Below are 22,732 nucleotides of genomic sequence, written 5' to 3' on the forward strand. Positions count from 1 at the left end.
GTGTAGCGAACACCCTGTTTTTAGAAAGGTTTCATAAAGACTTACTGAATTTTTATACCTTATGTTCTAATTTTAAAACCACGTTGATCTGAAACTGATTATTTCAGACACAGATGTCCGGTTATTGTCAGAAAATGGTCACCTTTGCATTTCAATTTATCGCATGAGAAATCTTTTCCGAACAACAACATTTCTGGCCATTGTTGCCTGCCTTTTATGGTCGACCGCGTTTGCGGGAGTTAAAATAGGATTGGAATATCACAGCCCGTTTCAGTTTGCGGGTATCCGTTTTACCATTTCCGGCCTGCTCATGTTTTTGTATTTCGGAAAACCAAAACGTTATTTTTCAGAATTCAAGCAGAACATAAAATTTATACTACTACTTTCTGTTGTACAAATATTTGCACAATATGCACTGTTCTATAGTGGTATAAATTTACTGCCCGGTTCCTTATCGGCTATGATCGTAGGATCGCAACCACTTTTTATAGCGCTTGTTGCGCACTTCTCGTTTAATAACGACAAAATGACCCCGCTAAAAACATTCAGTATTTTAATTGGTGTTGTTGGCATTTCTATTATCACACTCGGCCGCTCGAAAGTTGAGATGAGTGGCTACCTGGAATATATCGGCATTGCAATATTGCTTGTGAACAATATTGTATCGGGCTATTCCAATGTACTTGTTGCGAAACATACAGGCACGATTTCACCGGTAGTTTTAAGCTCCACTTCGTTGATTATTGGTGGTTTGATGTTGTCTGTCGTTTCCATTCCTGTTGAAGGCGTTCACCTGGGGCCATTTCCTCCGGAATACTGGTATGCTTTGGCATGGCTCAGCTTTTTATCGGCAGCTGCAATTACCATTTGGTATTCGTTGCTGAAACGACCAGGCGTAAAAGTTTCGTTACTAAACGTATGGAAATTCCTGATTCCCGTTTCCGGTGCAGCACTCAGCTGGGTCTTGTTGAGTAACGAAAAACCTGATTTCGTTTCAATTACCGGAATGGTAGTTATTGCAGTATCATTGCTTAGCCTGAACTACGCCAACCGAAGAGAGCAAAAACTGGCCGCCCAAAAAGAATAGCGATAATTACTCGTCCAAAACCAGTAATTCAATTTTTCTGAAATCTGTACTGTGACTCTCAGCCTGGATTGATATCGTTCCTCCAGTAATCATTATATTCCCATCGGCCGGTAATAATTTATCAAAATACTGATCGCGCGGATCAAGCTGTGGTTGTTCGTAGCTAAGAACTTCTTCGCCATTTACAAAATGACGGATAACCTCTCCGCCGTGTACTTCCACCTCTACATTTACCCACTCATCATCAAATTGTGTTTTCGATCTTGAATCTGTACAATGCTCTTCAAATAACTTTCCGTCCATTACCACATTGGTTCCCGGCGTACACAAATTCATAGTTGGTCGTTCGCCTTGTCCTGTAACACCACCCAATAGCTGAACTTCAACCGATGTAGGAAATTCCTGGTCCAGGGCCATTGATTCTGCAGTCTGCCCATGAATCATCAAACCGTTGTTTCGAAATGCCCAGCCAGGACCGTTTTTTACTTGTGCCCCGATAAATCGATACTCCACCCGTAATAAGTAATGTGAAAATTCATCTTTGTAAAACAGGTGTCCAAATTCACTATTCCACTCGTCCCAATTGTCGTAAGATACACGCAACAGTCCATCCTCAACCCGAAAAGTATTTTTGTAATTAACACCCAACTCAAAGCCCGTAAACTTTGGTGTCCAGTCGGTAATATCTTTTCCATTAAACAATTGAATCCATTCTTCACCCGATTTCTCAGTTGTTTCTTGTGTTTTGGGTTTTGAATTGCATGACGATAAAATAATAGAACACGCCAGAAGGGTAATTCCAAAGAGTTTGTAAGAAGTTCTCATTACTGAAGTTTTAATTGATTTAGTTCTGAAGTAAAGGTAAAACAATATTGAAAAGAATAAAAATTAACCACTTGGTTAAACTATTTGGTTATTTTCTTGGATAATTGAATTCAACCCCCTACTTTTGACCAATCGGTTAAACTAAATAGTTAAATCAAAAAATGACAAACATTAAAAAAGATAATACCGAGGAGAAGATCTTAATTGCCGCACAGAATGTTTTTGTGCGCAAAGGAATGGATGGAGCCCGCATGCAGGAAATTGCAGACGAAGCCGGGATAAACAAAGCGCTGCTTCACTATTATTTCCGTTCGAAACAGCAATTGTTTCACGCTACATTCGAAAGCGTTTTTTGCAAAATAATACCCAATGTAATGCGCATGGTTGAGTCTGACCAGCCTATTGAAGAAAAGCTCGACTTCTTCATTGAAAACTATATTGACGTTTTAATGAAAAATCCTTTTCTGCCAACCTTTGTATTAAAAGAAATAAATCAAGACCCGGAGTTTCTGGCAGAGCTGATTAAAAGCAGCGGACTACAACCCAAAAAAGTTGTTGAAATGTTTAAAACAGAAATGGAGAAAGGCACCATCCGAACGATGGATCCGCGCGATTTATTAATCAGCATACTAAGTTTAAACATATTTCCCATTGCCTCAAAACCACTGCTCTCGTTGTTGTTTTTTGATGACGACCAAAAAAGCTACACGGAATTTATTGAAAGAAGAAAAGTAACTGTAAAGGAGTTTGTCCTTAACTCAATACTAATAAAATGAGAAAGATTCTGATTCTATTGTTATTTCCGGTTCAGTTGGCAGTTGCCCAAAACACCATTCAGCTAGATAGTTGTTATGTGTGGGCGCGACAAAATTATCCCAATCTGAAACAGTCGGAATTGTGGAAGGAGATCAATTCGCTTTCCATACAAAATCACGAAACCAATTATTTGCCGCAGGTAACCTTGAACGGACAGATTAGTTATCAATCTGCAGTAACTGAAGTTCCGGTTTCAATGCCCGGAATATCAATTCCGACAGTATCAAAAGATCGTTACAATACATACGCCGAGTTGCAGCAAACAATTTGGGACGGTGGACTTACTAAAACAAATAAAACACTCGAAACGGCCATTTTAAACAGCAACCTCAGTCAACTAGAAGTTGAACTTTACAAACTGAATGAGCAGGTTGCACATTCCTTTTTTACAGCTTTGGTTGTCGATCTGCAAAAAGAAGTGATTCTAGCTCAGCTAAAAACCATCGACGAACAGTTGAGCCGTGTGGAATCGGGAATCAGAAATGGTATTACCGAACCTTCCGCAGCCATGGTACTTAAAGCTGAACGGATCAACCTCGAACAAAACGTTGTAGAGTTAGATGCTGCAAAAAGTGCATCGCGCCAAATGCTTGAATTACTTACCGGGAAACGGTTTGCAGAAAATGAAACATTTACTTATCAAACCAACTTTTCAGGAAGTTCTGAGTTGCTACGTCCTGAGTTGCAATTACTGGGCGTTCAGCGTGAGCAGTTGGCTGTTCAAAGCGATCTGCTTTCGAAAACAAGAAATCCTAAACTTTTCGGTTTTGGACAGTTAGGTTACGGAAAACCGGGATTAAACATGTTACTCGACGAATTTAAAGGCTACTACCTTTTTGGTGTGGGTGTTTCGTGGAATGCCTTCGACTGGAAACAAACTTCGCGACAAAGACAGGTTTTACAACTTCAACAAGAAATGCTTCAAAGCCAGGAAGCCACATTTATACAAAACCTTAACCTGCTACTCATTCAACAAAAAGAACAAATCGGGAAACTGGAACAATTAATCTCCAACGACGAAAACCTGGTTGAACTACGTGCCGGGATTACAAAAGCAGCCGCCTCAAAACTTGAAAACGAAACAATTACAACTTCCGACTATGTTCAGGAATTACAAGCAGAAACCGTAGCAAAACTAAAACAGGAAGTGCACAAAATTCAGCTCAACGAAGCCCGCGAAAAATATGTCCTTATCAAAGGAAAAACATTAACGGGCACAACAACTCAGAACTAAAAATATACCAGCAAAACAAGATTACCATGAAAAAGATACTTTACATTATTTCGCTACCAATCCTTTTTATGGCCTGTCAATCGGATAACGACACGGCCGACGCTTATGGCAATTTCGAGGCTGAAACAGTTATTGTTTCTGCTGAAACTCCGGGTAAAATTCTTGAACTAAATGTTGACAAAGGGGATAAAATTGAAGCCGGTTATTCTACAGCTCTTATCGACACTGTCCAACTTCACTTACAGCTGTTACAACTTGATGCGCAACAAACGGCGGTGGTAGCAAAACGTCAATCGATTCAATCACAAATAGCAGTGTTCGAAGAGCAAAAAGCAAGCCTGGAGATCAACGAAGAACGTATCACAAAGATGCTGAAAGACGGAGCTGCTACTCAAAAACAACTCGACGATATTCAGGGACAGATCAGTGTAATCGACAAACAGATTGCCAATACCAAAACGCAATTCACGCTCATCAGCAAAGAGCAGGAAGTTTTGGAAGCTCAAAAAGCTTCTTTGAGTGATCAGCTAAACCGCTGTACTATAAAATCGCCGGTTTCAGGAACCATTCTTGAAACTTATGCTGAACAAGGAGAATTAACAACTGCCGGAAAAGCACTTTTAAAAATTGCCGATATCAGTGAACTGGAACTAAAAGTTTATGTCAGTGGCGCCCAATTGCCACATGTAAAACTTGGTCAGCAACTTGATGTTATGGTTGACCAGAATTCCACCGAGAACCAACATTTCAGCGGGACGATTACCTGGATTTCATCGGAAGCAGAGTTTACACCAAAGATCATCCAAACCAAGGAAGAACGTGTAAAACTGGTTTACGCTGTTAAGGTAACAGTGAAAAACGATGGAACGTTGAAAATAGGAATGCCCGGGGAAGTTCGCTGGAACTAATCAATGTCAAGTATTTCATGATTGAAATAAATAATATAACAAAGTCGTACAAGGAAACCACGGCACTTTCGGGCATCAATCTGCACGTGAACGAAGGTGAACTTTTTGGATTGATCGGTCCCGACGGAGCAGGGAAATCGACTTTGATCCGGATTCTTATGACGCTGCTTTTACCGGATTCCGGCGAAGCAAAATTAGATGGTTTAGATGTGGTTGAAAATTACAAGAAGATCCGTAAAATGGTTGGTTATATGCCGGGACGTTTTTCATTGTACCAGGATCTTAGTGTGGAAGAAAACCTGAACTTCTTTGCGACAGTGTTTGGCACAACGGTTCAGGAAAATTACGATCTGATTCGCGATATTTATTACCAAATCGAGCCTTTTAAAAACAGGCGTGCCGGAAAACTGTCGGGTGGAATGAAACAAAAACTGGCGCTTTCGTGTGCCTTAATTCATAAACCTAAAATATTGGTACTCGACGAACCAACAACCGGTGTGGATGCTGTTTCGCGTAAGGAGTTTTGGGAGATGCTGAAAAATCTTCAGCAGAAAGGAATTACTATATTAGTGTCGACACCTTATATGGACGAAGCCGATCTTTGCGACCGGGTAGCACTGATACAAAACGGACAGATTCTGGATGTTGATTCTCCAAAACGAGTAACTGAAAAGTTTCCAAGAAAGATTATTCAGGTGGGTGCCAGAAATATGTATAAACTGATCAACGATTTACGTGGGTACAATAAAGCAGAAGCAGTGTACGCATTTGGTCAGTTTGCTCACTTTACCGGATTGAATGATGAAGTGGAAACCAGTGAACTCGATAATTACCTGCAAAACCTTGGACATGAAAAAATATTGGTTGAAGAAATTCCGGCCGGTATTGAAGATGTGTTCATGAATTTAATGGAAAACACCACCAAGTAGAACACGATGGGAAACATTATAACAGCAAAAGATCTCACTAAAAAGTTCGGTCACTTTACTGCGAACGATAACCTTACGTTTGAAGTAAAAAAGGGTGAGATTTTTGGATTCCTGGGAGCTAACGGAGCCGGAAAAACAACGGCAATTAGAATACTTTGTGGACTTTCATCACCAACGTCGGGAGAGGTGGAAGTGGCCGGTTTTGATATTTATCGTGAAACCGAAAAAATAAAAAAGAACATTGGATACATGAGCCAGAAGTTTTCGCTGTATGAAGACCTTACAATTTTGGAAAACATCAAACTATATGCAGGAATCTATGGTATTGGACGAAAACAGCGCAAAGAAAAAGAATCGGAATTGCTAAAAAAATTGGAGTTGGAAAATGTAAAAAACAAACTCATCGGAGATCTGCCACTGGGATGGAAACAAAAGCTGGCTTTTTCGGTTGCTATTTTTCACGATCCAAAAATCGTCTTTCTCGATGAGCCAACGGGAGGCGTTGACCCGGTTACAAGACGCAAATTCTGGGACCTGATTTACGAAGCAGCCCACAACGGCATCACGGTTTTTGTAACTACACATTACATGGATGAAGCCGAATATTGCGACCGCGTTTCGATAATGAATGCCGGAAAAATTGAAGCACTCGACACGCCTGCAAAACTGAAAGAAAAATACAATGCAACAAACATGGACGAAGTGTTTTTGAAGATAGCAAGATAGCTACAAGTTTCGAGACACGAGTTTCGAGTAAGAAGCCATAGCATGATCAAACTCGTAACTCGCGGCTCGCAACTAAATACTTAAAAAATGAAACAACTAAGATCATTCATAAAAAAAGAATTCTTCCACATTTTTCGAGATCCGCGAACAATGCTGATTCTGTTTGGCATTCCGGTGGTGCAATTATTGGTTTTTGGAACGGTAATTAAAAGCGAAATTAAGGATGTCTACATTGCCATTTACGACCAATCAAAGGATGCAACCACACAAGAGATCACGAATAAACTACTCTCTTCGGGCTATTTTCTATTAGATGAAAACCTTGATAATCTCGACGACATCGACGCTATTTTCAGAAAAGGGAAAGTGCGCGAAGTGATTGTTTTTGAGAATAACTTTGGGCAAACACTCGGCAAAGAAGGTATCGCCAAAATGCAGCTGATTGCCGATGCTTCTGATCCGAATATAGCCAAGTTGGCCATTTCCTATACAACGGCTATCGTAAACGATTATATTCGAAAACTGTATCCCGAAATGCAGTTACCCATGCAAATTACTCCTGAAGTACGCATGTATTTTAACGAAGAAATGAAAAGTGCGTACATGTTCGTCCCGGGAGTAATGGCGCTGATCTTAATGCTCATTTCGGCCATGATGACTTCCATTTCAATAACCCGTGAAAAAGAACTGGGAACCATGGAAATCCTGCTGGTTTCACCGTTGCGTCCTGTTCAAATAATTGTCGGGAAAGTTCTCCCCTACCTTTTATTGTCAATCGCCAATGCATTTATTATCGTGTTGATCGGGCATTTTGTGTTTGGCGTACCGGTAAGTGGTAGTTTCATTTTACTCATGTTGGAAACCATTCTTTTCATCATGATGGCGCTTTGTCTTGGAATTCTGATTTCCACGGCAGCAAAAAACCAAATGGCAGCCATGTTTATTTCAATGATCGGATTAATGCTGCCCACAATCCTATTATCAGGGTTTATCTTCCCCATTGAAAATATGCCGATAGTGCTGCAATATTTTAGTCACATAATGCCCGCCCGATACTTTATTACGATTGTGCGAACCATCATGCTGAAGGGAACCGGTATCTTTTTTATTTGGAAAGAAACAGCAGTTTTAATTGGTATGACACTGTTTTTTATTGCTGTTAGTGTTAAGAAGTTTAAGATTAGGTTGGAGTGAAAAAAGTAGCGAGTAAAGAGTGGCGAGTGGCGAGTGGCGAGTAAGTTGAGTAAGAATAGTAACCTTTAAATAATTAAATATGAAGAACTTCAAAAATCTAAAAGTTTGGCAAAGAGGAATTGAATTAGTAGTTGACGTTTACAAGAAAATAAACGACTTCCCGAATGAAGAATTGTACGGATTAACCAGTCAGATTAAGCGTTCAGCAATTTCCATCCCTTCCAATATTGCTGAAGGATCTGGAAGAGGTTCAAAGAAAGACTTCAATAGATTTCTTGATATTTCACTCGGCTCTTCATTTGAGCTGGAAACACAATTAATTCTAGCGAAAAAATTGGATTTTATAAATGAAGATGATTTTGCAAATCTTAATCAACAACTTGACGAAGAACAAAAAATGATAATCGGACTTCAAAAGAGTCTTAAGTGATCCTCGACAAACTCGAAACTCGTGTCTCGAATCTCGGAACTCGTGACTCGTGACTCATAGCTTTCAATTAAAATGAAAACAATACTATACCTATTACAAAAAGAATTCCGGCAAATATTTCGGAACAGGACCATCCTGCCGATGATATTTGTTGTGCCGATCATGCAAATGCTGATTCTGGTGTTTGCGGCAACCTACGATATGAAACGTATAGATTTGGTTGTGGTTGACCACGATATGTCTGAAAACTCACGGCACCTGATCGCGAAATTTGATGGAATCCCATTTTTTCATGTACATCATTTAGAGCAATCGGAGAAGCTGGCCGAAGACAAATTATTAATTGACGAGGCAGATGCAATTCTTGTTTTTCCGGTGGATTTTGAGCGTAATCTCATTCGCGATGATGAATCGAAAGTGCAACTTTTGATAAATGCTATCGAGAGTAACTCGGCACAGTTAATTTATGCTTATTCTGCCAACATCATCAGCGACTTTAACAAAGACATAATTGCCGAGTGGAAAGGAATCCCTGAATTTACGCCGCCAACAAAAGTTGAAATAACTGAAAACTATTGGTACAATCCTGAGCTGGATTACAAATGGTTTATGGCACCGGGTATTTTAGCGATTCTTGTTACCATCATCGGGATGTTTATGTCGGGGATGAACCTGGTGCGCGAGAAAGAAATTGGCACAATCGAACAACTGAACGTTACACCACTCAAAAAATACCAGTTTATAATTGGCAAACTAATTCCGTTCTGGATAATTGGATTATTCGATCTGGCTTTTGGTTTAACAATTGCCTGGATTGTATTCGATCTCCCAATTGTTGGCAGTCTTTTCACACTATTTTTTATGGCCGGCATTTACCTCATCGGCGTACTTGGTCTGGGCTTATTTATTTCTACACTTGCCGAAACCCAGCAACAGGTCATGTTCGTCAGCTTTTTCTTTATGATGATTTTTGTACTGATGGGAGGCATTTTTACTCCGGTTGAAAGTATGCCCGATTGGGCACAAAACATCGATCGCCTAAATCCAATCTATTATTTTATGCGGGTAATGCGCATGGTAGTTTTAAAAGGCTCAAACATTTCCGACCTTTTACAAGAACTGGTTTCCCTATCGATTTTAGGCGTTACCTTCTTAAGCCTCGCTATTTGGCGTTACCGAAAAACAGCATAACTTACAGCGGTTAACCTTTTTTTACCAAAATCGTTAATCAGTAAGCAGTCTGGTGGTAGTGTCAACATTTCAGAGCGAAACGAATGAGCGAAGATTTTAGTCTGGAAATAAAAGAACGTGAATATTTTGAAGAGGGCATTTTTCGTGTGCTCGACAAACTACATTCCGATTCGGCAAAGTTTATTACCAGCACTAAACGTCAGCATTATTACATTCACGAGGTTCGTACCAATATTAAAAAGATACGGGGATTGTTGCGTTTGCTTCGTCACGAAATTGGAGAAGAAAGCTACAATGAAATGAACGCATATTACCGCGACTTGGCAATGGAGGTTGCTCCTTTACGCGACGATACTTCGCAAATTGAACTCCTACAGGAGGTAAAATCAAAACTGCGTAATCCTGCAGTTACAAAAGCGCTCGATAAAATTATTTCCCAACATCGCCGAAACAGGAAAACAGCTTTTGACCATTTTAAAGAGACAGGGCATGCCGAGAATATAAAGCAAATGATACTGAGCCTGCAGCAAATGATTCACAGTTTGAGTTTTACGGGCGATCCGGAATTCTTTATCCTTAAAAGCCTGCAACATATTTATAAACGTGCGCGGGGAGCTTTTGAAACCACCGAATTTTTGAATGACGAAGAGGTCTACCACTACTGGCGTAAACAGGTAAAATACCTCACGTATCATTTAATGTTGCTCAACAAAGCCTGGCCAAATTCCATTCACGCGTACATCAGCGATCTGAGTTTATTGGGAAGTACACTCGGCAAACTGCACGATTTAGATTTATTTCATGCGGCGATTAAAAGTAAACGCATCGTAATTACCGATAAAGATTCACGCGAAAAGCTAATGCGTTATTTGTATAACAGGCGATCGATTTTAAGAAAACGAGTTCAGGCGCTTGGCGAGCAGTGTTTTGCAGAAAGCAGCGACGCTTTTGCTTTGCGTATTTTTAATAACTGGGAGAACTCGGTGATGCACAAAAAACAGCTGAAACTTTTTAGTGGTCGCAAACAGAAAAAAGCTACTGAGTGTGATTGCGGGAACGATTAAATCTCATTTGCCATTTCCAAAAGTTTTTGTGTGGTTTTCCAATTACGTGTGGTTGCACTCACTTTCAGTTGATTTTCAAAAAAGTTGTTGGTAAGTTTGGTTTTGCCATACCCGTGCGGACAATACAAATAAACGACGCCTTCTGAAATCACAAATTCCTCACCGGCTTTTAAATGCGAAGTAATTTTTTCTTCATCCACATCACTCGGTATTTCTTTCAAAAAAGTGACGTGCAGGAATTGATGATCAATATTTTCTTTGCCTATAAAAGGATTGTTTTCAACGATGTTTGCCAGCTGATCTTCACTTAAAATCAAAACAGGAACATCAAATCCGAAGTCTTCAAATATTTGTTTAGTGATGAGTTTTTCCAGATTTTCAATACGCGACTCCGGATAACTAAAAACAACATTCCCGCTTTGAATATAGGTATGAACCTGTTCAAATCCCAAACGGGAAAACGAGGATTTCAGCGCATCCATCTTTATTTTGTTTTTCCCGCTAACATTTATTCCGCGCAAAATAGCTACATACGTTTTCATACATCCATAACATCAGGTCCGAAACTTAGTTCTGAAACGTCATCTTTTTTACCAAAAACTTATTTTCTTCAATAGAAAGAACAAAGCTTGAATTGTAAGCGTTAAATTTAGAGGCTAGCAAAATTCGACATGACAACAGCAACAGATCACAAATTAATCTACTACATAAAAAAGTGGGTCGCCAATATTTCTGAAGATGATGAAAAGTTAATTCTCTCTGCTTTTGAGCCTATTTCTGTAAAAAAGAAAAAAGACCTTTTGGAACCCGACGAAACCTGTAAATACATTTATTTTGTGATTAAAGGTTGTTTGCGCTCGTATTATGTTGATGTAAAAGGCATCGAGCACATTTATCAAATCAGGCTTGACAACAGCTGGATCAGCGACCTGGAAAGTTTCTTTTCGCAACGCCCGTCGAAGTATTACATCGAAACGCTGGAAGACTCCGAGCTGCTGCGAATTTCGTACGACCGACTTGAACAACTCTACGACGAAGTACCACGAATAGAACGCTACTTCCGTATTCTTTTTCAAAAGGCGTACATTAATGCTTTGGAGCGCCTGAATGCCACGATGTGGGAATCGGCGGTTGACCGTTACAACGACATGCTAAAAGAACACGCCGACATTTTTCAACGCGTGCCGCTGGTTTACATTGCATCATACCTGGGCATCACTCCTGAGAGTTTGAGCCGCATCCGTAAAAAGTCAGCAAAATAGATTCAGCTAGTCCGTCAGGTACTTTTCGCGGTGATTCAAAAAATCGCGATACACTCTGAAATGCTCAGTATCTTCATAACTCACTTCCGAAACCGGCATCTCATCGAAATTGTAAATGGTGGCATTTTTACACGCCAGCAAAATTGGCGAATGTGTGGCAACAATAAACTGAGCGTGTCCGCCCTTTGAATTTTCGCTGATCAACCGAAGCAATTCCAGCTGACTGGAAGGCGAAAGTGCAGTCTCCGGTTCATCGAGCAAATACAATCCTTTTAACTTGTATCGGCTTTTAAAAAACGACATAAGCGACTGTCCATGCGATTGAGAAATCAAAGATTTACCACCAAAAAACTCAAGCTGGCCGGGATCTGTGGTTGCCCATTCTTCCAACATCGAAGCAAAATCTTTGAATATCTGTGCCCCGAAAAAAGAACCGGGAACCGATCCGTTTTCCCAAGAAACCTTTAAATAACGATGCAACGTGGCTTCGTAACGGTTCATCCTGTAGCGCGAAGTCATATTATTTCGCCAGATATAAATTCCTGCCGCAACCGCAATGGCCTCTAGCAATGTCGACTTTCCCGAACCGTTCTGCCCCACAAACAAAGTAACCGGCTTTGTAAACTCAAGCTTTTTCGTTTCGGAAAACAAAGGAAGATTAAACGGATAATGCTCGGTTGTCGGGTATCGATCCGTTTCAAGGTTTATACTGTTCAAGTGGTACATGTTGAATATAGTTTTTTCAGGTTGATTAAAAGCCGTTTTTCCTGATGCTTAAATAGCCTATCAGTCAACGAATTGAATTTATACTGACTTTAATGAATTTCGAAGATAAGCATAATCAGCACGTTATCCATGTTCATCGTCTTAACATAGATCAATTTCATTTCTTATCATAGGTCAAGTGTGTGAGGCTACCCCACCCTCTACCTTTGTATCGTACAATTAAAACAAAAGACGATGCGAAAAATAGATCCAAAAAAATTATCAGTTCAGGAGCGAGTTGAAAAACTAAACAACATGATTCTTGAAGGACACATTTTAGAAGCATTCGAAAAATTTTATGCCGACGATGTGATCAGACAAAAAAACGAATGTGAAAGGATCGTTGGAAAAAACGCCTGTCGGTTGCAGGAAGAAAATCTGGTTACCGGCATAACAGCGTTCAGAAAAGCCATCGTAAAAAAAGTAATTATTGGCGATAAGATATCGATTGTGGAATGGGAATTTGATTACACCCACGAAGATTTGGGAGAACAAAAATACACCCACATTACGTTACAAAAATGGAATTGCGACGGACAAATTATTAGTGAATCAATTTATAACAACAATTAATATTTAGAACAATGAAAAAATTAGGATTATTAGCAGTGCTTGTATTAGCTGCGAGTGTTGCAACATTTGCACAGAAAAAAGAAGTAAATCAGGAAGCGTCGGTTGTAAAATGGACCGGTAAAAAAATTGGTGGTTCGCACCATGGCGAAATCGAAGTTAAAAGCGGGTATTTCGAATTCAAAAACGACAACATTGTTGGTGGCGAAGTGGTAATCGACATGAATACCATTACCAACAAAGACCTTGATAATGAGGAGTACAACCAAAAGTTGGTGGGACACTTAAAATCTGATGATTTCTTTGGCGTTGAAAAATTCCCGACATCAAAATTTGTGGCTACCAAAGCAACAAAATTCGAAAATGGTAAAGCCAGCGTGACCGGTAAACTCACCATTAAAGAAAACACCGAAGAAGTTACTTTTGAAGTGGTTAAGGATGGAAATACCTACAACGCAAATGTTGAGGTTGACCGATCGAAATTTGATGTACGTTACGGCTCAAACTCGTTCTTCGACAACCTGGGCGACAAAGCCATAAACGACATCTTTACACTCGAAATCTCTCTTGCACTTTAATGTGCAGGAGAACAAAGGGAAGCATTAAACGGTTTGAAATATGTCCGCCCGGCGTGCAAACAATTGCTAACATTTGAAAACATGGAACGTAAACAATTTTTAAAAACAGTAATGGCAGCAGTGCCGCTAACAGTTGCAGGTATGAAACTTAATGCATTAAATAAAATAACAGAATCGTTGGAAAACACGCCCAAAATGCCGGTGTTGTTTTTAGGACACGGCAGCCCGATGAATGCCATCACCGAGAACGAATTTGTTCAGGGTTTCAGAAAGGTTTCTTCCGAAATTGAAAAGCCCAAAGCAATTGTTGTGGTGTCGGCACACTGGGAAACACAGGGAACACGAGTTACAGCCATGGAACAACCATCAACCATTCATGATTTTGGTGGTTTCCCACAGGAACTTTACGAAGTACAATATCCCGCACCGGGAATGCCGGAACTGGCACAGGAAGTTAAAGATATGGTGCAAACAACACCTGTTCATCTCGACGATAAATGGGGTCTCGATCACGGAGCCTGGTCAGTTATCCGCCACATGTACCCCGAGGCCGATGTTCCGGTAATCCAGTTGAGCCTTGACTACAGAAAAACGCCACAGGAGCATTACGAACTCGCACAAGAGTTGAACAAACTACGTGAAAAAGGAATTTTGATTGTAGGAAGTGGTAATAATGTACACAATTTAAGGATGGTACATTGGGGAAAACTCAACGAAAACTTTGGTTTCGACTGGGCAAACGAGGCCAACAGCAAAATGAAAGAATTGATATTGAACGGTAATCACCAGGATTTGATCAACTATTCGAAAATGGGCAGAGCTTTCCAGTTATCAATCCCAACACCCGAGCACTATTTGCCTTTGCTTTATGCGCTGGCATTGCAGGATAAGAAGGATGAAATCAGTATTTTTAATGATGAACCGGTTGGTGGCTCACTGGCAATGACCTCGGTAAAAATAGGGTAACATCATTTATCTGATTAACGAGCGAAATTCTGTCGTGAATTTTGAATATCGGCCATGTTGGTTGATGCCCATGCTACCAGATTTCGAAGATGAGGAATTAAACTTTGTCCCCGTGGAGTTAGCTCATATTCAACTTTTGGAGGAATTTGTGGAAAAACAGTACGGTTTATCAGGCCATCCTCCTCCAGTGCTTTGAGCGTTGAAGAGAGCATTTTTTGAGAAATGGTTTTTATGTATTTATGAATCTCGTTAAAACGGAGGGTTCCACTTTCTTCGAGAAGCAATAAAATCAACATCGACCATTTATCACCGATACGATCTAATACATGACGAATCGGACAAGATTCAGGAGTGCTATATTTTTTTAATAAAACTTCGTTCATAATACATTGATAATAAACAATACTAACACTGACGTAAGTATCGTACTTTCTTGTCAGTTCTTGTATAAATAAATCGAAGAGTATAACTTTACTCTCCAAAAGTAAGTAAATATATTTTAGTAATCTTAAATAATTTAATAAAATGAAAATAGCAGTAACAGGAGCAACAGGACAATTAGGACAATTAGTTGTTGAACAATTAAAACAAAAAACAGCAGCTGAAAACATTGTAGCATTGGTACGTACACCCGAGAAAGCTGCAGAACTTGGTGTTGAAGCACGTACTTTTGATTACGAAAAACCGGAAGAACTGGCCGGTGCGCTGGCAGGTATCGATCGTTTGTTGTTGATTTCAGGAAATGAGATCGGTAAACGCGCACCACAGCACATTAATGTTATTAACGCGGCAAAGGAAGCCGGTGTTAGTTGGATTGTTTACACCAGTTTATTACATGCCGACACTTCATCGTTAAGTTTGGCCGGCGAACACCTGGCAACCGAAGCAGCCTTGAAAAGCTCGGGAATCGAGCATACCATTTTGCGTAACGGCTGGTACTCGGAAAACTATACCGGATCGATTGCAGGAGCATTGGGAGCAGGTGCATTTGTGGGAAGTGCTGGTGATGGAAAAATCTCATCGGCTACACGTGCCGACTTTGCTGAAGCCGCTGCAGTGGTTTTAACAAATGAAAAACACAAAGGCAAGCTCTTCGAATTGGCAGGCGACGAAAGTTATACGCTTACCGACCTGGCTGCTGAGATATCAAAACAAACCGGCAAGGAAATTCCATACAACAACTTACCGGAAACTGAATACGCTTCAATATTAAAAAGTGTTGGTTTGCCCGACATGTTTGCTGATGCCATTGCAGGATGGGACACCGGAGCTTCAAAAAATGATCTTTTTGATGATTCAAAACAACTTTCAGAATTGATTGGTAGACCAACAACTCCGCTGGCTGATGCAGTAAAAGCCGTATTGTAATAAATTAAAAAATAGCATTTAAAATTCTGCCTGCAATATTCTTTCACCGGAAGTTGCAGGCAATTTTTCTGATTAAATCCCAAAAACAATCCTTTCACAGAATTATGGTCAAACAAAACCGCCTCCGGAATTTAGAACTCCAAAGACGGTTATACTGTCCCTTCTCCTCACTTTGTCGATATCTTACTGTTATTCTTTTCTCGTCTGTTTTCGAATCATTCAATTCGGGCAATAAATCACTTGATAATTTATGTATCAAAGGTTGCTAATTACACGAATAAGAAAATTTTGATGTGTTATTCCAGTTGAGTGGCCATGTTGCAAGTTTTGTCTGGTCGGATTCAATGAAATTTAGAGATCACGAGCCGGTTTTCGTTATGGTTTCAATTTAACAGTATCTAATTTAAAACAATTATTGTTAAAAAACAAGTATTTGGTATTTTATTCCTCTATTCCATTATTCAACAGAATATAAAGCTCTTAAACAAAATCATCCCAATCAGAAGAAAACAGCAACACCGACAGAATTAACATAGCAAGAATTATTTTACAAAAAAATGTAACCATTTGTATCTTTCGGAAACTAAGTAAAAAACAAAACCAAAAACGTTGAAGAAAGAGGAACAGTTTAATAAGCTGGTAGCTGATAATGATGAGCGAATAAAACGCATTTGTAACTATTACAATGCGAACAAAACGGACCAGCAAGACATGTATCAGGAGATTCTGGTAAACATTTGGAAAAGCCTTGATAATTTCCGCGGCGATTCGTCGATAAACACCTGGATTTACAGAATTGCCATAAACACTTCGCTCAATTACACAGGTAAAGCTTATCGTCACCTGAAAGTTATGGTTGATGCCGACCAATATAATCTTAGCTCGATTTTAGACGATCAAAGTCTGGAGATGAAACTTCTGGAAGAGAAACAGCTGGAACAGCTACAAAATGAACTCAATACACTTTCGGTAATCGACAAAGCTCTGATTTCGTTAATGCTCGAAGGACTTACAATGAAAGAAATCGGGGACGTGATCGGGATAACCGAAAGTAATGTGAAAGTAAAAATTCACCGGATTAAATCGCAACTTAAACAGAAAATGGAGGACAATTATGAAAACGAATAACACATTAGGAAATTTACAGCAACTTATTCATCGCTTAAAAAATGAGGACTCGAAGTATGCCCGACTTAGTAAATCATTTCAAATTTTATACTTTATTCTCACGTTTTTATTCGGGGTGCTGATCATTATTCATATCATTGAAAAAGAACCGCTTTCAGAACTCGCCGGAGCAACTTGTTTTCTGCTGTCGATGTTGTCGTACGCATTCTTCTTCCGTAAATATTACAAAGATTATAACAACGTCGACTATTCGCAACCCACTCTTATGATGTTAAAAAAAGCGGCCTATCGTTACCAGCCTTTTCAACGACAAACAGCATGGTTAATCATCCCTTTACTATTGATCGATGCCGGACTGGCATTAAACTCGTCGCTGGGATTTGATTTTATCAAACTTCAACTTATATGGTTTGGAACATTGGCTTTTGCCGTTTGTATCGGGTTGACAATTTGGTATTTTCGCTATAAACCCTTACACGACAACGCGAAACAACTTATTCGTGAAATTGAAAACGTGTAAAATCAGACTTGTAATAACTAAAGCTCTATATTTAAAAATATGGAAGGTGTAAACGATATAGCATCGGAATACACTCCAATAAGACTAACTTCGTCGATTTTGCTAATCCTGATATTGGAGTATTTAATGTTTTCTCTATCCAAAATATTAAGTACTGAAATGCCGGCTTCGGCTTTAACTCGACCCGGCCTGAATTTATAAACCAAAGCGGCATCCAATCTGCTGTACGGTTTATCAAAGTTCAGGTCGTCATCACTATCAGTATCATAACGTTCGAACCCGGAGCCGTACACGTAATTTGCCGACAGGTAAAACGATTTGTAATTACAAACTCCGGCAAATTTTAGTTCGTGTTTTTGCTGATGTGGTGCCGGCCGCCACCTGTTATTTCTAAAATATGAAAACTGCTCTTCGGTATTGCTCAATGTGTACGATATCCAGGCCATGTTTCGTTTGTATTCCTTTTTTATAAAAAGATCAACGCCTTTACTTCTTGCCTTTCCTTCGTAAAATCCCTGGCTGACCAGCAAATTACCATTTATATATTGACTCAATCCATTGGTGGTTTTGTAAAAAGCCTCAGCACTGGCCGTAAATCCATTTTTATTGTACGATATCCCGGTAACAAAATGCTCGGCACTCAAAACCGGAATCTGTTCATCGTCGGAATTTGTCCAGAATTCAGTGTAATTATTTGCACTGTCGAGAACCGTTGTTTTCGATAAGAACTGGTTGTAAAGCCCCCATGCCGCATTTATTTTTGTGTTTTTAAAAACCGAAACAGATGCCGAAACACGGGGCTCGACATAACATTTATTGGGTTTGGTGTTGTATATAAAACGAAGTCCTGATTTTATTTCTAAGAACTTCCCAAGCGGATACTCATCCTGTAAATACGAATAAATCCTCGGCGACTCGTTATTAATATCAATTTGTTTTTCTTCTTCGGAGAATCGCGATAGTTCAACCTTGTTGGTAATTACACCTGCTCCCAAAAGCAAACGATGCCCTTCGCGAAAATTTAAAGTATGTTCGGCATTAAAACTTAATTCATTCACCTTATTCTCCGAATCCAAATCGTTTAATATTTTAATATTCCCGTTTTTATAATTTTCGGTTTGAGCTTTCTGGTACAACTGCCGGTCCAAAGCCGAATAGGCAAAAGTTAAGTTGGTAGCATCTCCGTTATTCCATGGATAACTAAATTGCGCCGATCCTCCCAGCTGATTATTCTGTTCCTGCTCCTCGCGTGTCCATAAAACCTTTGCTAATTCAGCATCCATATCGTAGCTAAAATCGTCTCCCCCACCATACAAACTCAGCGAAAAACGGCTTCCGTTGTCGCCTTTAAAAGTATATTTCAGATTGGCGTCGCGAAAAACAAAATCGGGTTTTACGTCGGTAATACGACTTGTTGTTGAACCGTTTCCGCGGGTACTTCCTGATCCCGCACCCGAATCCGTATTTCCTTCGCGCGAAACAATGGTAATTCGTGTTGGGCCGTACAACTGATAGTAGGTTTGACGATAGGCAGCCAATAACGAGGATTTTTTTGAAATCGGCAACTGAACCATCGAGTTAACCGTAATCGAGTTAATACTAAAAGTAAAGGTTGGTTTTAACAAGGTTCCGTCCTTTCCCTGAATATCAACAATTCCCCCAACCCGATCGCCATAACGGGCTTCGTAACCGCCTTTCATCACTTCAATATTTTTTACCACTAAAGGATTTACCACGGCGATGTTGTCGTTAAAGTTTTTTAGTCCAAAAACAGTAAATCCATCAAATTGAATTTTACTGTGGCTCTCGTATGCGCCCCAAATCAGCAGGTCGTTCGACTGTTCTCCCGAAGCCATAACACCGGGCATTAATCGCAACAGGTTAAACACCGAATTATCGCCATATCCCGGAAGAATCGGTGCTATCTGGTGGTTGATTTTCATTCGGCCTGCCTTGTCGCCAATCAGGGTTGAATTTTCGATGGCGTTACTATAAACCTTCACCTCTTTAATTCGCTCAATTTGAGGATAAAGCAAAAAGTTGCGACTAAGGCTTTGCGTAACAATTGTGTCGTAAACAAAGTAGCCCAGGTGCGAAATATGAAGATTATAAGACGTGTCGGCCGAGGCAATAAAATTAAAGTGGCCCTGCAAATCGGATTGTATCGGACGACGATTAATAAGAATGTACGAATAGGGCAAAGGCTCGAAAGTATTGGCTTCTAACACCTGACCGGAAATTCGAGTTAACTGAGGTTTATGTTCCTTTTTTGGAATGATAAGCAAAACATCGCCGGATCGTTCTATTTCAAGCGGAAAATCTTTGATAAGAAACCGCAGCGCTTCTTCGTCGCTATCGAAAGTTTTATTGTTGGCACTTACTAAAAAGCCGGAAAGTAAATCGCTGTCGTACGCAAACTGAAAGCCATACTTTTCCTTTAAATCAATTAAAACCTGATTTAAAGGGGTTTTTCGTGTGTTAATTTCTATTTGTTCATGGTTTTGGGCAGCCAACTGTAAAACGGACAACAGCATTATCAAAACCATAACGGTTAACCTGCTCATTAACTTTCGTCTGTCACGATGTAAACATTATTCGCTTGTTTTTCAAACTTCAGATTCATTGGTTTGCAAACAAAATCCAACACATCTTCAATGCTGTATTGTTTCGAAAAATTACTTCCAAAGTTACGATTATTTAATTGTGGATCGAGTTTTATGGTAACGGCATATTGACGTTCAATTTCATCGATGACTTCTTTTAACGGGCGGCCGGCAAAAAAGAAATAGTTTTGTTTCCAGCTAATGGCCTTTTCGGTTTTAAACATTTTGGTAACAACCAGTTTACCTTCTTCCAGTTCTACATGGTTTTGCGGGAGCAAAATAACTTTTTCATCGTTCGGTGCAGTTACCTGAACTTTCCCGGTTAAACAAGTTACGCGGTAATTTTCGTTGCGGGCATAAATATTAAACGAAGTACCCAATACCCGGGTGGTACCATTTACAGAATGCACCGTAAAAGGTGATCCCTTTTCAACGTTAAAGAATCCCTCTCCTTCAAATTTTAATTTACGTTGCAAACTCCATTTTAAGGGATAATAAACCAGTTTCGATGCGGCATTCATTTCTACTGTTGAGCCATCGGGTAATTCCGCAACCCTATGTTCACCGGGTTGGCATTCGATGGTAGTTTGATAGTATGAAAAAACACCTCCAACTCCCAGAATGATCAATGCTACAGCTGCTGCAGCCCACTGTATCCAATTCTGATGTTTTGGAATTACATAAGCAGGCTTATCATCAATTTTGCGTTGCAACTCGTCCCAGACATCCGCCTTCGATTTTTCCCACTTAATCTTTCCTTTTCCGAAAAGATCTTTTTCGAAACCGGCTAACGGGTCGTTATGTAATTTTTTATCATTCATTTACTCTTAAACTTGTTCGTAAAAAGTTAAGCGCGAGCTTCATTCGCTTTTCGACAGCTTTAACACTAACACCAACCATTTCGGCTATTTCGTTGTATGTTAACTGGTCAACCCGGCTCATCAGAAAAACGGTTCGTTGTTTTTCGGGCATTCTTTCAAGCGCCTGATTGTAGTTTTCTTTCATTTGTGTAAAAACCAGGGCTTCTTCGGGCGTGCTCGATTTTTCTTCCGGTTTGTAATGTTTAAAAAATTCAAACGAACGTTTTTCTTTTCGGTAGTACGAAGCAAACAAATCATTGGCAATTTTAAAAAGTAGGCCCTTCACTCTTGTTTCATCAATAAAATGTTGTTTCTCCCAGATCTTCAGAAATGTTTCCTGCGCAATGTCAGTAGCCAGTTCAGTATCTCCCGAACGAAAGAATAGGTAGCTACGAACCTGTTCAAAATGCTCATCAAAAAGCTTTTTAAAATCTCCTTTTGTCAAAACGCCGAAACAATGATTAGAACAATAAAGTTACATCTATTTGTGGTAAAGCGTACCGGGAGATTAAAAATACTTCCCGGTACTACCTCGTTACTATCGGTTATCCGTTACCGTTTTGATTCTTATTATTATTCTGCTTTTTGTTTTTATCCTGATTTTGTTTTGCCTTACCATTATATTCTCTTTGCACCAGATTAATTACTTCTTCGCCGGCACCGGTTGTAAGCAAAGCAAAGTGGTCGCATTCATCTTCTCCGTTACTATAACCGTAATCCATCGTCGAAACCAACTCTCCCGCAACATAAATTTCAACCTCTCCTTCAACAACGTATCTGCACCTGGCCATTCTTTTTAAAGGAGTTGAAATAACTTTGCTGTATGTTTCTTCCGTTCCGTCGGGCCATACAATTAATCCGGTAACCTCTCCCGTAATTACAAATACATCGTCACTCTGGATTTCACTGGTTTCCAGTCCGGCAATCCATTGCCAAACACGGGTAGCATTTCGTGTAACCGTTGTTCCGTCGGGATACACAAAAGTCATGTCCGACTCAAACTTTCGAAAGGTGCTGTCAACCTTATCAACTACAACTTCTGATGTGCCGTTGATCAGCATCGAATCGACACCAAAATCAGTGTAGGTCACCAATCGCGAATATTCCTGACTGTTTCGTTGTCCTAAAATATTAATGACAATCTGGCCACTCAACACTTTCCCATTATTAAGCGCTGTGCTGTCGCCGTAATTTAGTGTTATTGTTTTGTCATATTCATCAACATTCTCTTCAATGGTAACATCCGGGCATTTATTTTCGAAATAACGCAGGTTGTTGTTCCAGCTAAATAACTTCCCCATTTTCCACCAACGCGTAAGAAGTGATTCGGCATTGGCATAAAATTCCACTTCGTAATTACACTCGGTGTTAGCGGCTTCGGCCTGCACTTCGGCAACTGCAATCTGGGCCGACTTTAAAGTCAGCTCTTCACTCATTTCGGGAATATCAATACTTTCGTCGCTTTTTGTACTACACGAAAACATGAACATTGCAACTGCAAGAACTGAAAATCCAATAATTTTTTTCATGACACTCTAGTTTATATGATTAATTCTACCTGTAATCCGCATAAGAATCAACTTACCCTACCTTTTTGATAGATTTTTCCTGAACTAATTTTAGCCATTCGCTCAAACTTCTGACAAACAATATTTTGAACCGACTATTTTTTTCAATGCTTTACAAAAATCCTTTGTGGAAAGTGCTC

At 39.8% G+C, this 22,732-nt stretch carries 25 protein-coding genes; 17 read left to right on the forward strand and 8 right to left on the reverse strand.

The features are described from left to right. Positions 1–163: 163 nt before the first annotated feature. Positions 164–1,087, forward strand: a complete 924-nt coding sequence (locus tag SLH46_RS15415) for a DMT family transporter (RefSeq protein WP_320282100.1) — start codon at positions 164–166, stop codon at positions 1,085–1,087. A 6-nt stretch (positions 1,088–1,093) separates the two neighbouring features. On the opposite strand, the gene SLH46_RS15420 is transcribed toward SLH46_RS15415, so the two are convergent. Continuing rightward, entirely contained in the window at positions 1,094–1,912 is an 819-nt protein-coding gene (locus SLH46_RS15420) for a 3-keto-disaccharide hydrolase (protein WP_320282101.1), read from the reverse strand. A gap of 161 nt (positions 1,913–2,073) precedes the next feature. Here SLH46_RS15420 and SLH46_RS15425 point away from each other — a divergent pair, with 161 nt between their 5' ends. The 9 genes from SLH46_RS15425 (at position 2,074) to SLH46_RS15465 (ending at position 10,404) form a co-directional block, all read left to right on the forward strand. After that, positions 2,074–2,688: a TetR/AcrR family transcriptional regulator gene (locus SLH46_RS15425; RefSeq protein WP_320282102.1), complete on the forward strand. Its 615-nt coding sequence runs from the start codon at positions 2,074–2,076 to the stop codon at positions 2,686–2,688. Next, the gene (locus SLH46_RS15430; RefSeq protein WP_320282103.1) at positions 2,685–3,962 is read left to right on the forward strand and encodes a TolC family protein; all 1,278 of its coding nucleotides are present in this window, start codon (positions 2,685–2,687) and stop codon (positions 3,960–3,962) included. The genes SLH46_RS15425 and SLH46_RS15430 overlap by 4 nt, the downstream gene beginning before the upstream one ends. Before the next feature lie 26 nt (positions 3,963–3,988). Further along, a complete protein-coding gene (locus tag SLH46_RS15435; RefSeq protein ID WP_320282104.1) occupies positions 3,989–4,870 on the forward strand; it encodes an HlyD family secretion protein in 882 nt (293 codons plus the stop codon). A 17-nt stretch (positions 4,871–4,887) separates the two neighbouring features. Continuing rightward, positions 4,888–5,799 (forward strand): ABC transporter ATP-binding protein, encoded by a 912-nt coding sequence (locus SLH46_RS15440; protein WP_320282105.1) that lies wholly within the window; start codon positions 4,888–4,890, stop codon positions 5,797–5,799. A gap of 6 nt (positions 5,800–5,805) precedes the next feature. Next, a complete protein-coding gene (locus tag SLH46_RS15445) occupies positions 5,806–6,525 on the forward strand; it encodes an ABC transporter ATP-binding protein (RefSeq protein WP_320282106.1) in 720 nt (239 codons plus the stop codon). Positions 6,526–6,612: 87 nt separating this feature from the next. Next, the gene (locus SLH46_RS15450; protein ID WP_320282107.1) at positions 6,613–7,719 is read left to right on the forward strand and encodes an ABC transporter permease; all 1,107 of its coding nucleotides are present in this window, start codon (positions 6,613–6,615) and stop codon (positions 7,717–7,719) included. Positions 7,720–7,798: 79 nt separating this feature from the next. After that, the gene (locus SLH46_RS15455; protein WP_320282108.1) at positions 7,799–8,149 is read left to right on the forward strand and encodes a four helix bundle protein; all 351 of its coding nucleotides are present in this window, start codon (positions 7,799–7,801) and stop codon (positions 8,147–8,149) included. 72 nt (positions 8,150–8,221) lie between these two features. Beyond that, the gene (locus SLH46_RS15460; RefSeq protein ID WP_320282109.1) at positions 8,222–9,340 is read left to right on the forward strand and encodes an ABC transporter permease; all 1,119 of its coding nucleotides are present in this window, start codon (positions 8,222–8,224) and stop codon (positions 9,338–9,340) included. Between the two features lie 83 nt (positions 9,341–9,423). After that, entirely contained in the window at positions 9,424–10,404 is a 981-nt protein-coding gene (locus SLH46_RS15465) for a CHAD domain-containing protein (RefSeq protein ID WP_320282110.1), read from the forward strand. Here SLH46_RS15465 and SLH46_RS15470 read toward each other — a convergent pair. After that, the gene (locus tag SLH46_RS15470; RefSeq protein WP_320282111.1) at positions 10,401–10,946 is read right to left on the reverse strand and encodes a DUF1697 domain-containing protein; all 546 of its coding nucleotides are present in this window, start codon (positions 10,944–10,946) and stop codon (positions 10,401–10,403) included. The genes SLH46_RS15465 and SLH46_RS15470 overlap by 4 nt on opposite strands. A 129-nt stretch (positions 10,947–11,075) precedes the next feature. Between SLH46_RS15470 and SLH46_RS15475 the strand changes: the two genes are divergently transcribed. Further along, entirely contained in the window at positions 11,076–11,666 is a 591-nt protein-coding gene (locus SLH46_RS15475; protein ID WP_320282112.1) for a Crp/Fnr family transcriptional regulator, read from the forward strand. A 6-nt stretch (positions 11,667–11,672) separates the two neighbouring features. Here SLH46_RS15475 and SLH46_RS15480 read toward each other — a convergent pair whose 3' ends face one another. Continuing rightward, on the reverse strand, positions 11,673–12,392 hold the full coding sequence (locus tag SLH46_RS15480; protein ID WP_320282113.1) for an AAA family ATPase: 720 nt from the start codon (positions 12,390–12,392) through the stop codon (positions 11,673–11,675). 234 nt (positions 12,393–12,626) lie between these two features. Between SLH46_RS15480 and SLH46_RS15485 the strand changes: the two genes are divergently transcribed. The 3 genes from SLH46_RS15485 to ygiD all read left to right on the forward strand — a co-directional run bounded on the left by SLH46_RS15485 (position 12,627) and on the right by ygiD (position 14,545). Beyond that, the gene (locus SLH46_RS15485) at positions 12,627–13,004 is read left to right on the forward strand and encodes a hypothetical protein (RefSeq protein ID WP_320282114.1); all 378 of its coding nucleotides are present in this window, start codon (positions 12,627–12,629) and stop codon (positions 13,002–13,004) included. Positions 13,005–13,015: 11 nt separating this feature from the next. Further along, positions 13,016–13,579, forward strand: coding sequence for a YceI family protein (locus SLH46_RS15490; RefSeq protein WP_320282115.1), 564 nt, complete (start codon positions 13,016–13,018; stop codon positions 13,577–13,579). A gap of 81 nt (positions 13,580–13,660) precedes the next feature. Beyond that, positions 13,661–14,545: a 4,5-DOPA dioxygenase extradiol gene (gene ygiD / locus SLH46_RS15495; protein WP_320282116.1), complete on the forward strand. Its 885-nt coding sequence runs from the start codon at positions 13,661–13,663 to the stop codon at positions 14,543–14,545. 14 nt (positions 14,546–14,559) lie between these two features. On the opposite strand, the gene SLH46_RS15500 is transcribed toward ygiD, so the two are convergent. Then, the gene (locus tag SLH46_RS15500; protein ID WP_320282117.1) at positions 14,560–14,928 is read right to left on the reverse strand and encodes a winged helix-turn-helix transcriptional regulator; all 369 of its coding nucleotides are present in this window, start codon (positions 14,926–14,928) and stop codon (positions 14,560–14,562) included. 142 nt (positions 14,929–15,070) lie between these two features. Between SLH46_RS15500 and SLH46_RS15505 the strand changes: the two genes are divergently transcribed. From SLH46_RS15505 to SLH46_RS15515, 3 genes are all read left to right on the forward strand, one after another. Beyond that, positions 15,071–15,913, forward strand: coding sequence for an SDR family oxidoreductase (locus SLH46_RS15505; RefSeq protein WP_320282118.1), 843 nt, complete (start codon positions 15,071–15,073; stop codon positions 15,911–15,913). 609 nt (positions 15,914–16,522) lie between these two features. Beyond that, positions 16,523–17,041 carry an RNA polymerase sigma factor gene (locus tag SLH46_RS15510; protein WP_320282119.1) on the forward strand — a complete coding sequence of 173 codons (519 nt, stop codon included), beginning with the start codon at positions 16,523–16,525 and terminating at the stop codon, positions 17,039–17,041. Continuing rightward, positions 17,028–17,561, forward strand: a complete 534-nt coding sequence (locus tag SLH46_RS15515; RefSeq protein ID WP_320282120.1) for a hypothetical protein — start codon at positions 17,028–17,030, stop codon at positions 17,559–17,561. Before SLH46_RS15510 ends, SLH46_RS15515 begins: the two co-directional genes overlap by 14 nt. A 17-nt stretch (positions 17,562–17,578) precedes the next feature. On the opposite strand, the gene SLH46_RS15520 is transcribed toward SLH46_RS15515, so the two are convergent. From SLH46_RS15520 to SLH46_RS15535, 4 genes are all read right to left on the reverse strand, one after another. After that, positions 17,579–20,125 (reverse strand): TonB-dependent receptor, encoded by a 2,547-nt coding sequence (locus SLH46_RS15520; protein WP_320282121.1) that lies wholly within the window; start codon positions 20,123–20,125, stop codon positions 17,579–17,581. Then, entirely contained in the window at positions 20,125–20,985 is an 861-nt protein-coding gene (locus SLH46_RS15525; protein WP_320282122.1) for a FecR family protein, read from the reverse strand. The genes SLH46_RS15520 and SLH46_RS15525 overlap by 1 nt, the downstream gene beginning before the upstream one ends. After that, on the reverse strand, positions 20,978–21,469 hold the full coding sequence (locus tag SLH46_RS15530; RefSeq protein ID WP_320282123.1) for an RNA polymerase sigma factor: 492 nt from the start codon (positions 21,467–21,469) through the stop codon (positions 20,978–20,980). Before SLH46_RS15530 ends, SLH46_RS15525 begins: the two co-directional genes overlap by 8 nt. Before the next feature lie 100 nt (positions 21,470–21,569). After that, positions 21,570–22,553: a hypothetical protein gene (locus SLH46_RS15535; protein ID WP_320282124.1), complete on the reverse strand. Its 984-nt coding sequence runs from the start codon at positions 22,551–22,553 to the stop codon at positions 21,570–21,572. Positions 22,554–22,732: the final 179 nt, after the last annotated feature.

Source organism: Draconibacterium sp. IB214405 (genome assembly GCF_033963885.1).
GTDB lineage: Bacteria > Bacteroidota > Bacteroidia > Bacteroidales > Prolixibacteraceae > Draconibacterium.